At 74.1% G+C, this 11,951-nt stretch carries 11 protein-coding genes; 3 read left to right on the top strand and 8 right to left on the bottom strand.

The annotated features are described in order from the left end of the window. Window positions 1-14: 14 nt before the first annotated feature. From ACLQ29_RS22140 to ACLQ29_RS22125, 4 genes are all read right to left on the bottom strand, one after another. Entirely contained in the window at window positions 15-113 is a 99-nt protein-coding gene (locus tag ACLQ29_RS22140) for a DUF302 domain-containing protein (RefSeq protein ID WP_425773401.1), read from the bottom strand. A gap of 2 nt (window positions 114-115) precedes the next feature. Then, complete coding sequence (locus ACLQ29_RS22135; protein ID WP_425773400.1) at window positions 116-550, bottom strand: glutaredoxin domain-containing protein; 435 nt, start codon at window positions 548-550, stop codon at window positions 116-118. A 74-nt stretch (window positions 551-624) separates the two neighbouring features. Then, window positions 625-1,920, bottom strand: coding sequence for a GAF domain-containing protein (locus tag ACLQ29_RS22130; RefSeq protein ID WP_425773399.1), 1,296 nt, complete (start codon window positions 1,918-1,920; stop codon window positions 625-627). Window positions 1,921-1,977: 57 nt separating this feature from the next. Beyond that, window positions 1,978-2,520 (bottom strand): hypothetical protein, encoded by a 543-nt coding sequence (locus ACLQ29_RS22125; RefSeq protein WP_425773398.1) that lies wholly within the window; start codon window positions 2,518-2,520, stop codon window positions 1,978-1,980. Between the two features lie 298 nt (window positions 2,521-2,818). Between ACLQ29_RS22125 and ACLQ29_RS22120 the strand changes: the two genes are divergently transcribed. The 3 genes from ACLQ29_RS22120 to ACLQ29_RS22110 all read left to right on the top strand — a co-directional run bounded on the left by ACLQ29_RS22120 (window position 2,819) and on the right by ACLQ29_RS22110 (window position 5,560). After that, window positions 2,819-4,051 carry a hypothetical protein gene (locus ACLQ29_RS22120; RefSeq protein WP_425773397.1) on the top strand — a complete coding sequence of 411 codons (1,233 nt, stop codon included), beginning with the start codon at window positions 2,819-2,821 and terminating at the stop codon, window positions 4,049-4,051. A 200-nt stretch (window positions 4,052-4,251) separates the two neighbouring features. Continuing rightward, on the top strand, window positions 4,252-4,857 hold the full coding sequence (locus tag ACLQ29_RS22115) for a response regulator transcription factor (protein WP_425773396.1): 606 nt from the start codon (window positions 4,252-4,254) through the stop codon (window positions 4,855-4,857). Between the two features lie 118 nt (window positions 4,858-4,975). After that, window positions 4,976-5,560, top strand: a complete 585-nt coding sequence (locus tag ACLQ29_RS22110; RefSeq protein ID WP_425773395.1) for a response regulator transcription factor — start codon at window positions 4,976-4,978, stop codon at window positions 5,558-5,560. A gap of 21 nt (window positions 5,561-5,581) precedes the next feature. Here ACLQ29_RS22110 and ACLQ29_RS22105 read toward each other — a convergent pair whose 3' ends face one another. The 4 genes from ACLQ29_RS22105 to lanKC form a co-directional block, all read right to left on the bottom strand. Continuing rightward, a complete protein-coding gene (locus ACLQ29_RS22105; protein WP_425773394.1) occupies window positions 5,582-7,354 on the bottom strand; it encodes an ATP-binding cassette domain-containing protein in 1,773 nt (590 codons plus the stop codon). Continuing rightward, window positions 7,351-9,075 carry an ABC transporter ATP-binding protein gene (locus ACLQ29_RS22100; RefSeq protein WP_425773393.1) on the bottom strand — a complete coding sequence of 575 codons (1,725 nt, stop codon included), beginning with the start codon at window positions 9,073-9,075 and terminating at the stop codon, window positions 7,351-7,353. The genes ACLQ29_RS22105 and ACLQ29_RS22100 overlap by 4 nt, the downstream gene beginning before the upstream one ends. Window positions 9,076-9,148: 73 nt before the next feature. Then, window positions 9,149-9,268, bottom strand: coding sequence for a SapB/AmfS family lanthipeptide (locus tag ACLQ29_RS22095; RefSeq protein ID WP_013734295.1), 120 nt, complete (start codon window positions 9,266-9,268; stop codon window positions 9,149-9,151). A gap of 5 nt (window positions 9,269-9,273) precedes the next feature. After that, on the bottom strand, window positions 9,274-11,871 hold the full coding sequence (lanKC, locus tag ACLQ29_RS22090) for a class III lanthionine synthetase LanKC (protein WP_425773392.1): 2,598 nt from the start codon (window positions 11,869-11,871) through the stop codon (window positions 9,274-9,276). Between the last annotated feature and the right edge of the window lie 80 nt (window positions 11,872-11,951).

Raw genomic sequence — 11,951 nt, 5'->3', positions numbered from 1 at the left:
CGCCGGGGGCGTGCTCAGCGACCCTCGACCGCCAAGGAGATCTCGGGACGGGCCTGCACGAGCGGCGTGCCCGTTTGCGGGTTGCCGAAGATGATGACCTGCGTCTCGGGCATGCTCAGCCCGAGTGGAGCTGCTCGCGGAGCCAGGCCCGGTCGGGGTTCACCACGGCCTGACCGCCGAGCACGACGGTGGGCACCGTCTCGTTGCCACCGGCCACCGCTCGGACCGCGGCGGCACCTGCCGGGTCCTGCCAGATGTCCACCCAGTGCGCCCGCCCGGCGAGCCGGCCGAGCGCGAACCGGAGCTGGAGGCAGTAACGACACCCGGGACGCCAGTACACGATCGGCCGCCCGTCCGCCGCGCTGGCCCGTTGCGCCTCGGCGGCGTCCACCGAGCGGGGGAACGCCCACGGCGACAGCACGAATGCCAGCGCCAGGAAGACCACCAACTCGACGCCGCCGACGGCGGGCAGACCGGCGGCCAGTTGCGTCACCAGGACCAGCACGCCGCACGCCACCATCACGATCGCCAGGATCCACCGCCGCAGCACGACGCGGACACTACCCCGGCACGCGGTCACCGCCGGCGCCGCCCGCGTCCCCAACCTCTCTCTGGGCAGAACACCTAGCGCCTGAGGTACGCGGCCAGGCCGCCGAGCTCTTCGCTGGCGATGAAGACCGACCGTACGTTGAGGATGGCTTCCTCGACGTGGGCGGAGCAGCCCCACGCCGCGTCGCCCCACGAGTCGGCGATCTTGATCCCGGCCGGGGCGGTGCATCCCAGTGCGCCGCCGAGCTCGCAGTGCTCCGGGTGCGGCATGGCAGCCTGCGCGGCCGCCGCGGCGCGCATCCGGGCGGCGAGTTCCGCGGCGACGCTCGCGCGCTGCTCGGCCTCGGCGCGCAGCTCCCGTTCCACGCGTACCACCTTGGCCAGCTCGTCATGGGCGGACCTGGCGCGTGCTTCGGCGGCTCGGCGCGCCTGCTCGCTGTGGTGACACTCGATGGCCAGGGCGGCGGTGCCGGCGAAGACCCGGGCAAGGGCGAGGTCGGAGTCCTGCGGGGCGCGCGGGGTGCGGTGGTACATGGCGAAGGTGCCCAGGAGGCCGCCATCGCGGGCCAGGATCGGCGTGGACCAGCAGGCCGACAGGCCAGCCTGCTCGGCCAGGTGCCGGAATTCGTCCCAGAACGGGTCGGTGCCGATGTCGGTGACGATCACCGGCTGCCGGCGGTGGGCGGCGGTGCCACAAGACCCGACGCCTTCGCCGGTGGCGATCCCGTCGATGGCCTCGTTGTAGAAGTCGGGCAGGCTGGGTGCGGCGCCGTGGCGCAGGTGCCGGCCGTCGGCATCGGCGAGGAGCACGGAGACGAACACTTCCTGCGGTGCGAGATTCTCGATGCAGCGGGCCATCCCGTCGAGCACCTCGGTCAGGGGTGCCTGACGGGCGATCTGCTCCAACAGGGCGCGATGTTCGGCCATCAGCCGTTGGGCCTGCTTGACCTGGGTGGTCTCCACCCCGAGCACCCGGATCCCGGAGACCTGACCGGCGACGTCCCGGCGCGGCTCGTAGGTGAAGTCGAAGAACGCCTCCCGCGCCTGCGGGCCGGTGCCCAGCACGACCCGGACATCGCTGCCGGTGTAGGGCTCACCCGTGCGGTAGACCTGGTCCAGCAGAGCGATGAAGCCCTGGCCGGCCAGCTCGGGCATCAGATCCGCCAGCGCGACCCCGCTGCGAGCCCGTTCTTCGCCGATGGCGGCGACGAACGCCGGGTTCGCCGTCTCCACCAGATGCTCCGGCCCGGCCAGTGAGGCGAAGACGGCGGTGGACTGCCCGAACAACGCCCGCAGATCCTCGTCCGCCCCTTCCTGCCCGGCGCCCGCCGGATCCGCGGTCGAGCGCAGCTGGCCTGGTACCGCCGTCACGTCGTGGTCCGCCTCTCGTCTGCGGTTACAGGAAGGCTCGATGCTGCGTGGCCGCGCTCACCGTGCGCGAGGAGGTGGCTGAGTTCGCCGATGCAGCGTACCGGCGGGACGGTCCGACGGCGAACGCACGCGGGATCCGGGCGTCCGGCGGCCGTAGGAGACGGTTGCCCCCACCAGCAGCACGGCCCCCAGGAAGAAGTAGGTGTTGATGCCGAGGCCGGTCCAGAACTCGGTCGTGGAGATGTCGTCGGCGCCGACGAAGCCGCCGCGACGGACGCCGCTGACCATCAGCAGGTTCTCGACCATCCCGGGAACGCCCCGGATCACGAGCAGGATGCTGCCACACAGGAGCGGCGGCAGGAGTAGCCAGCGGGGAAGGCGTCGAGCCCAGGGACGGACGGTGGCGTGGACGACGACCGCCCCGACGGCCGACACCGAGATGAGCACGACGTTGAAGATGACGTAGGCCCGCATGCTCCAGGGTCCGTCACCGGTCGGGTCGTCACCGGGAAAGAACACCAGGAACACGTGGGACACCACGAAGAAGATCAACCAGGCGAGGGCGCCGTACGCCCAACGCGGATCTCTGCAGGCGGGCATACCAGCACCCTCGTCGCGCCGACCCGACGATGCCTCCCTCCTTCGGGGGGCCTCCTCCCACGGCCGAGCGAGGCGCGGCAGCGTCCACACGCTCAGCTCGGCGCCGAGGCAGGGCACGGCGCGGAACCACCAATCAGCGGATGCGGATACGTGAGTGCGTCGCTACTATGGGTCAGCAATCCAGAGGGAAGGGGGTCGTGGCCGCGTGCGAAGTCCCGTCAACGGAACCGCACCGACGTCCGCGCCAAGCCCGTCCGTGCCGCCTGCGGCCGACCGACTGCGCAGGCTCGTCCGCCGGATGGCGCTGTTCGCGGCTGCCGTCGGGGCCGGCTTCCTCCTGGCCGCCCTGTTCCAGGGGCCGGCCGCCGCCGACGGGATGCGCAGCGGCTCCGGCGTCGAGCCCCAGCTGGAGATCGGCGGCCTGGTCGAGCCGGTCACGCGCCTCACGGAGGCGGCACGCCCCGACCGTGACCGCCAGCGGCCCACGGGTGCCGACCACCGCCACGCCGGTAACCCCGACGCCCCGCTGACCAGGGCCGTCGGTGGCGTCGTCGCCCCCGGCGCCGCGACTCCCGCGCCGAGATCGCCTCGGTCGGCGGGCGCCTCGCCGGTGTCCGTGCCGCTGCCCCGGGTCGACACCTCCGGCGCGGCGGCGCGCGAAACCCTCCGGCCAGCCTCCGCAACCCGCGCGGCTCATCGCCCAGCTCGCCGCGTTCAGGCGTCGCGGCCACCCGCTGATCCGGCACGCCAGCCGGCCGGCGCCGCGCCCGGCCGGCCCGCGATGCCCAGACCGGCCGGTACGCCCGTGGCAGACCTGATCACCGCGCCGCTACCGCACGTCGCGAGCGCCCCGCTACCGCACGTCGCGGACATCGTGAGCGCCCCACTGCCACACGTCGTCGACACCGCGAGCGCCCCACTACCGCACATCATCGACACCGTGAACGCCTCGCTGCCGCACGTCGTCGACATCGCGAGCGTCCCACTACCGCACGTCGTCGACATCGTGAGCGCACTGCCCATCCGGCCTGTGGTCGGGGCGCTGCGCCAGGTCACCGGCGCCGTTCCGACGCCCGCCATCCACGCGGTGGTCGTTCCGGCGGCACCTGCACCGCCCACTCCCCCAGCGCTCGTGCCGGCCGCCGTGCCGCTGGCCGACCCGACACCCGCGCCGACGGTACCGACGCCATCAGCGGCACCGGCGGAACCGGCGTTGGCCCCGGTACACACAGCGGCGGCGGCGACAGCCGCGCCGCCGTGGCTGTCCGTCGTCGGGCCCACGTGCGCCAGGGCCTCGACGGGACATCCCGCCGCGCGCCCGGATCCGGTGACCGCCCAGGCCGGCCTTCCGGGCCGACCCGTCACGCCCGCCGACCAGGACGCCGCCGGCGCCGACGACGGATCGCCACCCGGGCCGGGACTCGTCCAGGCTGACGACCGGCAGGTTCACCTTCGCGCTTGGCAATTCCGCGACCTCGTGCCGCTTCTCGTCGCGAGCCGCGCTCCCGCTCCGATCGCCCGCCCCGGCTGAGGCGGGTCGACCGACCCCGGGTGGCTGACCGACACGGCCATCGCACCCGCCGGTCTGGTCGACCAGTGCCCGCGCCCGTCCGCCGTGACGGTGCCCCGGGCCATGCCTATCCGTCCGTCGCGCACGACCGCCCTGACCAACCCGTGGATGTTCCGGGATCGGTGGCCGGTGTGACGCGTACCTGAGATCGGAGAAACGTGGTGATCCACGTTGTCGTCGCCGAGGACATGGGTTTGCTGCGCGGTGCGCTCTGCGCCGCGCTGTCAGGTGAGGAGGACATGAAGGTGGTGGCCGACGTCGACGGCGTCGGCGAACTGTTGACTGTGGTCCGGCGGTGCCAGCCCCAGGTGGTGGTGCTGGCGCTGACGCCGGAGCTGCCCGACCCGGTGGAGGTGGTGGCGCGGATCTGCGCCGATGTGCCGCACACCGCCGTGCTGGCGATGAGCCCCCGGTGGAGCCCGACGCTTGTGGAGGCGGCGCTGGCGGCTGGCGCGCGCGGCCTGGTCGGTAAGGACAGCTCCTTGGCGGAGCTGGTACGGGCGATCCGTGCGCTGGCGGCCGGGGAACGGGCGATCGACCCGGCCGCGGCGGTGGCGGTGCTGAGCCCACCGGAGATCCCGTTGACACCTCGGGAGATGGACGTGCTGCGGATGGCCGCCGAGGGGCTGCCCCTGAAGGAGATCGCCGCCCGCCTCTACCTGGCACACGGGACGGTGCGCAACCACCTGTCGGTGATCCTGCGCAAGACGGGCGCGCGCAACCGGTTGGAGGCGGTGTGGCGCGCGCGGTGTAACGGCTGGTTGTAGCGGTGCGGGCGGGTCCGGCGGAGAGGTCCGGGCCCGCCCCCTCGCCGTGCGGACCCACCGGATGCGTGTTTGAATATTGACGTTGAGTGATCGCTATCGGAGTGCGGGAAGGTTCATCGTGATCCGTACCCTGCTCGCCTTGGACGGTGCCCTGGTGCTGGGCGCGCTGTCGTTCGTCCTCGCCGCCGAGGACGACATCCATGTCGTGGCGGAGGTCGACCGCGGCGACGCGGTCTCCGCGGCCGTCCGCGCCCAGCGCCCCGACGTGGTGGTGGCCGACCTCGACGTCGTCGAGGCGGTCGAGCCGAGCCGACTCGGCCGGTGCCCCGTCCTGGTGCTCGCCCACCCACAGCGGGCCCGGCGGTTGCGCGGCATGTTCTGCCCGACCCGGACGGTCGGCATCCTGCGCAGCGACGCCGCCCCGCAGCGGGTCATCGACGGGATCCGCCGGCTCGCCCGCCGGGAGCCGGTGGTCGATGCTGATCTCGTCGTCGCGGCGTTGCGCTCGGACGGCCCGCTGACCAGCCGCGAGACCGAGGTGTTGAAGCTGACGGCGGCGGGGGCGCCGGTCGCGGAGGTGGCCGCGTCGCTCGGGCTCACCCGTGGCACCGTCCGTAACCATCTCGGTCGGATCGCCAGCAAGGTGGGCGCGCGTACCCGGGTGGAGGCCGTGCGGATGGCCGGCGAGGCGGGCTGGATCTGACCGGCGCGGTCGGCTTGAGCTTCAGCCTCGCCGCGCCGGTGCCGTCCGGGGCGGCAGCACCTGGTCGTCCCAGCAGCCGACGAGCGCCCGGTAGGTGGCCGAGCGAGCCAGCAGCTCCCGGTGCGTCCCGAGCACGGGCTCGTCGCCGTCGAGGACCAGCACCTGATCGGCTCGCAGCGCGGAACTGATCCGGTGCGCGATCACCACGAGGCTGCCGGGCCGCCGGGCGAAGGCACCCTCGACTGTCACCTCCAGCGCCGGGTCCAGGTGTCCGGTCGCCTCGTCGAGGATCACCAGCGGGGCGGGTGCCAGCCAGGCCCGGACCGCCGCGATGAGCTGCCGTTCCCCGGCGGAGAGCACGGCCGGCGCGACCGGCCCGCCGAGCCCGCCGAGGCGGGTCGCCAGCGGGCCCGCGCCGAGGGCGTCGAGGGCGACCTCCAGCGTCCGGTCGTCGACGTCCGGCCGCAGGTAGCGGAGGTTGTCGGCGAGACTGCCGGTGAAGACGTACGCCTCCTGGGGCACCAGCACCCGCATGCCGGCCAGCATCTCCGGCTCGGCATCGGTGACCGGCGCGCCGGCCAGGTGGACAGTGCCGGTCTGCGGCGGCACCAGCCCCGCCATCAGGGCGGCCAGTGTGGACTTGCCGACGCCGCTCGGTCCCACCACGGCGAGGTGCTCCCCGTCGGCCACCGTCAGCGAGAAGTTCCGCAGGACGGGCCGGGCGCGCGGGCCGTAGCCGAAGGTCAGCCCCCGGACCTCGACGGCCGGCGAGCGGCCGACCGGGCTTGACGACGGGCGGGGTGGCGGGGTGGCGGGGCCGGACCGACGGGGGCCGGCGGAGACCGGACCGGCGCGCAGGATGTTCTCCAGGGTGACCACGTACCGCAGCCCGCCACCGCCGAGGCCCTGCACGAGGGTGTGCAGGGCGGGTTGCAGCCCGGTGGAGACGTAGATCAGCGCGCCCACCACCGCGCCCGCGGTCAACCCCCGCTCGACCAGCCACGGAGCAGCCGCCAGCAGCACCACGAGCGGCAACCAGCCGCCGATGCCGAGGCTGAGGCTGCGGATCGCGGCCATCCGGGCGAGGGTGCGTTCGGCGGCGGCCTGCGCCGACACCAGGCGTTCCACGTCGGCCGTGACGCGTGCCTGGGCACCACAGGCCAGCACGTCGCGGTGACCGGCGAGCGCCGTCGCGGCCGACTGGCCGAGTTGCTCGCCAGCGCGGACGTACGCGCGCTGGTGCGCGGCCATCGCCGGCAGCGCGGCGAGGAACACGGCCAGGCCGGCGACCATTGGCGCGGCGGCCAGCACCGCGACCACCGGCGCCAGGGCGAGGAGGCCGAGCAGGGCCGCGCCGGCGGAGAAGACGAAGCCGCGGGTCACCATCAGCAGACCGGCGAAGGTGTCGCGGACGATTTCCATCTGGTGGGTCAGCCGGGTCACGGCGGCGCTGTCCGGGCGACCACCCGCCCGGGTGGCGTCGCGCAACGATCCCCGGACCACCTGGGCGGCCACCTCGTCGCGGAACGGCTCGACCACGGCGCCGAGGCACCGGTACGTCCGACCGGTCGCCGCCGCGCCGACAAGCACGGCCACGGCGAGGACCGCCAACCACGCCAGGCCGTCGAGGAGGCGTCCGGCCAGGAAACCCTCGTCGATGGCGCGGGCGACCAGGAGGCCGGCGAGCAGGGCGGGCAGCGCCTCGACGAGCGACCAGCCGCAGAGCCCGGCCAGATCGCGCCGGCGGGCCCGCAGCGCCCGCCAGGTCACCCGCCGTACGCCGGGTCGGCTCACGAGCCACCGCCGGCCGGCTGGAAGACAGCCCGGTAGTCCGGGTCGGCCCAGAGCCGCCGGTGCGGCGCCAGTCCGCGCAGCCGACCGCCGTCCAGCCAGGCGACGAGGTCGGCCGCCGCGGCCACCGCCGGCCGGTGGGTGACCACCAGTCGGGTACGCGAGCCGACCCACCCGGTCACCGCCTGGGTGATCCGGTGTTCGGTGGCGGTGTCCAGGCTGGACGTCGCGTCGTCCAGGATGAGTAGTCGCTCGGCGGCGAACGCTCGGGCCAGGCCGAGGCGTTGGGCCTCGCCTCCGGAGAGCGGCGCGTCCACGAGCGGGGTGCGGTACCCGTCGGGCAGCCTGTCGATCACGTCGGCGACCGCGGCGAGGTGGGCCGCCTGGCGGACCGCCGGTGTGGCCGGGCTCCGGTCGGGCGGCAGCGCCGAGTCGGCGGGCAGCGCCAACCCGATCGCGTCGTGGACTGTCGCGCCGACGAGCACCGGCCGGTCGAAGGCGTAGCCGACGGCTCGGCGCAGCGCCGACAGGTCGAGGTCGCGCAGCGGCACCCCGTCGAGCCGCACCTCGCCGTCGTCGGGGTCGTGCAGCCGTCCCGCCACGGCGGCCAGTGTCGACTTGCCGGCGCCTGACGCTCCGACGACTGCCACCGTCGCGCCGGCCGGCACGTCCAGGTCGATGCCGTCCAGGATGGGTCGGCCGTCGTCGGCGTACACGCGCACCCCGCGCAGTCGCAGGGTGCCGCCGCCGGGTGGGAGGGGCCGGTCGCCGGCCGGCGCGACCGGCTGTCGCAGCAGCTCCGCGACCCGGTGTGCCCCCGCACGGCTGCGCACCAGGTGGTTCAGGGTGGCGAGCACTCCACCGAGCCCGGCGCCCATGGCCGCGTACCGGACGGCGGCGACCAGTTCACCCGGGGTGAGCCAGCCGGCGGTCAGGGCGTACCCGCCGACCGCGACGACGCTCAGGTGCAGCAGCGGCGCCACGGCGGAGGTACGCGCACCGGCCCGAGCCAGCAGGTCCCAACCGCGCCGGCCGTGCCGGCCCAGCTCCGGCAGGGCCGCGAGCACCCGGTCCTCCTCGCGGCGGGTGGTGGCGGCTGCCGCGATGGTCCGGGCACCGCCCAGCGACTCCAGCAGTCGGCCGGCCATGGTGCCGAGGGCCTGTTGGTAGCCGGCGGTCGCGGCCGAGGCGTCGGTCACGAAGGCGCGCATGAGGACGGCGAGCAGCACGAGACCGGCGAGCAGGGTGATCCCGAGGGCCGGTTCCAGAATGGCGAGCGCGACGACGCTGCCGAGCGGGGGAAGCACCGCCACGACGGCCAGCACAAGGGCGTTGCCGGCCTGCCCCGCGTCGGCGGCCTGGCCGACCAACCGGCCGACGAGATCACCCACCGGGTGGCGGCGGGTGGCGCGGACGTCCAACGCGAACACGTGCCGCAGCAGGTGCCGGCGTAGCCCGGCGGTGGCGCGTGCCGCGCCGAATCCGCTGGCCAGGTCCGTGAGGGTGTCGACGGCGATGAGGACGACGACCAGGCCACCGGCGGTCACCGCCCACCAGCCGGGGCCCCCGCCGAGGGCGGCGTCGACGGCGCGGCCGAGGACCGCGGGTAGCACCAGTTCGGCGGCCGCGCCGAGCAGCGCGACCGCCGCGAGCGCGCCGGTCCAGCCGCCGCCGGCCCGGGCCGTCCGCCGGAGCAGTCGATCCCCCGAGGCGAACGTCGGCATCGGCCCTCCCGGTGGTACGCGGTTGCCCTGGGTGGGCACGTCTGCCCACCCAGGGCTGCGCTTGTGCGGCGGATCAGTTGCAGGTCGTGACGGAGAGCGAGCTGTCGCCGCAGAGCAGCAGGCTCGCCCGGCTACCGCCACCCGTACGGTCGGCCGGAGCCATCTCCAGGCCCTGGAGGTCCAGAAGCGCCATGTCGTTCACCTCCCTTCCTTCTGTTCGCCGATCAGGTCGCCCCCGCTGTTGCGGGGGAGTCTCTGCGCGCCCGGCAGCGGCGCGAGAAAGGGCAGCACCGGCCGCCGGTCGTGCTGTGCGCAGGCCAGCGCGAAGAGCACGCCGGCCGTGCCGGTGCCGAAGTCCATGGAGAGGCGTAGCAACTGCTCACCGGGGAACGCGGTTCCCTCCCGGTACGGCAGCGCGTGCCAGGTCAGCCGATCCAGCTGCGCGCCGAGTTCCCGGCGGTCGGCGTCGTCGGTCGAGGCGGCGAGGTAGGCGATGATGCCGGCCCGGCCGGCGAAGAGCCCGGACTGCGCGTAGAACGGTGACCGCGCCGCGCGGCGGATTCCCGCGCTCGCCTCGGCGAACCGTTCGTCGGCGCGGTGCCGCAGGTACTGGTCGAGGACCAGCCCGATACCGACGCTGCCGTGCGCCAGGTACGGCATGGTCCGCCAGCCCTCGTTGACCTCCAGGGCGCCGTCCGGGCGCAGCACACACCTGCGCAGATCCTGGCGCAGAGCCGTGGCGGCGTGCTCCAGCAGCTCGTCGTCACCGCTGAGCTCGTAGAGCCGCATTAGCATCAGCGCCGGTCCGGTCCGGCCGCGCAGCAGCCCGGCGTACGGGTTACGTCCGCCGCTGACGTCCGGCCCCGGGTCGTCGGCCAGGTGCGCGATCACCTGCTCGGCGACCCGCCACGCGGCGTCGTGCAACGACACCTCCCCGGTACGCGCGGCCAGCTCGGCCAGGTTGAGCGCGATCCCGGACAGTCCGCTGGCCAGGCTGTGGTCGAGCCCGTCCAGGGGTTCACGGAGGCAGATGTCGAGAACGTCGAGCGCGTCCTGCCGCCGGCCGAGGTGATCGAGCGCGTACGCGACGCCGTGCAGCCCGTCGTAGAAGCCGCACCGGGTGCCGGACGGCGGCGCTGTCGCTCGCCGCACCAGCCAGTCCTCGTGCTCGGGCGACCGCCCGGCGCCGCTCCGGTCGAGCGCGTACAGCACTCCCGCCGCCCCGTGGGCGAGGTTCAGGCCGCCGCTGCGGAACTGTTCGATGTCACCGGGGAAGAGTCGGTCGTCGCGCTCGGGAGTGGCGCTGGCCCGGATCGCGGTGACCAGTCGGTCCCGCGTGGCGGGCCAGTCGTCGGCGCGCAGGGCGCCGCCCGGGTCCGTGGCGGCCCGGGGGCTGCCGGTGATCTCCTCGACCGCGGGGTCGAGGAAGGACCTCGGCACCGGGAAGCTCGCGGCGATGATGTCGGCCAGGTGCGTCACCTTCGCCGGCGCGAGCCGGACCAACTGGGTGAGCGGCAGGAACAGCGCCAACCGCAGGCACGCCAGGGCGTACCTGTCGACAGCCGGCCCGGTCCGGTCCCGCGGGGCCGCGAAGCCCTGGTTGCGCAGTCCGGGTCGGCGGTGCCCGGCGATCGGGGCGGCCACCTCGAAGTCGACGAGGGCGACCCGGTCGTCCGGCCGGATCATGATGTTGAACAGGTGCAGGTCCCCGTAGACCAGGCCGCGTTCGTGGATGGCCTCGACGAGGGATTCGACCTGCTCGTAGGTCTGCCGGGCCCAGTGGGCGTACGCCGCCCGGTCGTCGTCGGTCGCGTCGGCGTCGATGAGGGGGTACCTGTCCACGAGCACCTTGTTCAGCGCTCGACCCTCGATGAACTCGAGCGCGAGGAACCGGTGCTCGCCCAGGACGAACTCGTCGTGCACCCGTGGCACCTGCGGCAGGTCGGCGAGTTGCCGCAGGGCTTCCGCCTCGCGGGCCAGCCGGGCGACGGCGTCGGTGCCGTCGGCGTCCAGGCCGGCGTGCGGCCGGGCCTCCTTCAACACCACCTCGGTGTCGGTGCGCAGGTCCCGGCCCACGTACAGCCCACCGCCGTTGGAGAAGTGGATCACCCGCTCGATCCGGTACGGCACCTGGTCGGTGCTGGTGCCGCTGCGGGCGGCCAGGTGCGGGCCGAGGAAGTCGGGCAGGGTGATCCAGGACGGTACGTGGAAGACCGGCTCCCGGCGGTCCGGCACCAGCGTGCCGGACTCGTCCTCGATCGCCGGCACCACCTGACCGTCTGGCGAGTGGCAGTAGCGGGCGGCGAAGCCGCCGTAGCGCACGTGGACCGGGCCGTTGCCGTAGCGGAGGTCACTGAGGATGTACGGCCCGGTCTCGCCGGTGAGCAGTTCGTCGAGTTCCTTGCAGGTCAGTTCCAGCTCGGCGTCGTCGCTGGGGTAGACCGTGATGAACTTGCCACTGGCGGCCCGGGCGGCGTACTTGGAGTTGCGCAGCAGCAGGGTGCGGGGCCCGCGCAGGAACTTGAAGGACAGGCCGCGGGGGACGCAGTAGTCCCAGACGGTGTCCAGCACCCGCTCGGCGTTCGCCAGACCCGCCGAGACGTGGATCTTCCAGCCCTGCTGCGGCAGCGAGCCGCCGTCGGGGGCGTAGATCAGCCAGTCGTCGAGCGGCTCGCGGCGCCAGCCGGTGGGCAGCGGCCGTTCGGCGGCCGGGAAGACGGGCTGCGCGACGGCGCTGCCGAGCGAGTCGTAGAACAGCGGATCCGCGGCGCAGTAGCTGTCGTAACGTTCGTCCACTGTCCCGCCGTCCCTTCGACTCGGCCCGGCTGATGTGCCGGCGTTGCATCGAGTCTCATCGACGGGACGTGGTGGAACCC

This window comes from Micromonospora sp. DT228, assembly GCF_049841595.1.
Taxonomy (GTDB): domain Bacteria; phylum Actinomycetota; class Actinomycetes; order Mycobacteriales; family Micromonosporaceae; genus Micromonospora.
This window is presented reverse-complemented; position numbering and strand designations above follow the sequence as displayed.

Excerpts from the sequence above, each read along its gene's own strand:
- ACLQ29_RS22140 (WP_425773401.1), bottom strand. The coding sequence starts at position 113 with ATGCCCGAGACGCAGGTCATCATCTTCGGCAACCCGCAAACGGGCACG.
- ACLQ29_RS22100 (WP_425773393.1), bottom strand. The coding sequence starts at position 9,075 with ATGCCGACGTTCGCCTCGGGGGATCGACTGCTCCGGCGGACGGCCCGG.
- ACLQ29_RS22125 (WP_425773398.1), bottom strand. The coding sequence starts at position 2,520 with ATGCCCGCCTGCAGAGATCCGCGTTGGGCGTACGGCGCCCTCGCCTGG.
- ACLQ29_RS22095 (WP_013734295.1), bottom strand. The coding sequence starts at position 9,268 with ATGGCGCTTCTGGACCTCCAGGGCCTGGAGATGGCTCCGGCCGACCGT.
- ACLQ29_RS22120 (WP_425773397.1), top strand. The coding sequence starts at position 2,819 with ATGGCGCTGTTCGCGGCTGCCGTCGGGGCCGGCTTCCTCCTGGCCGCC.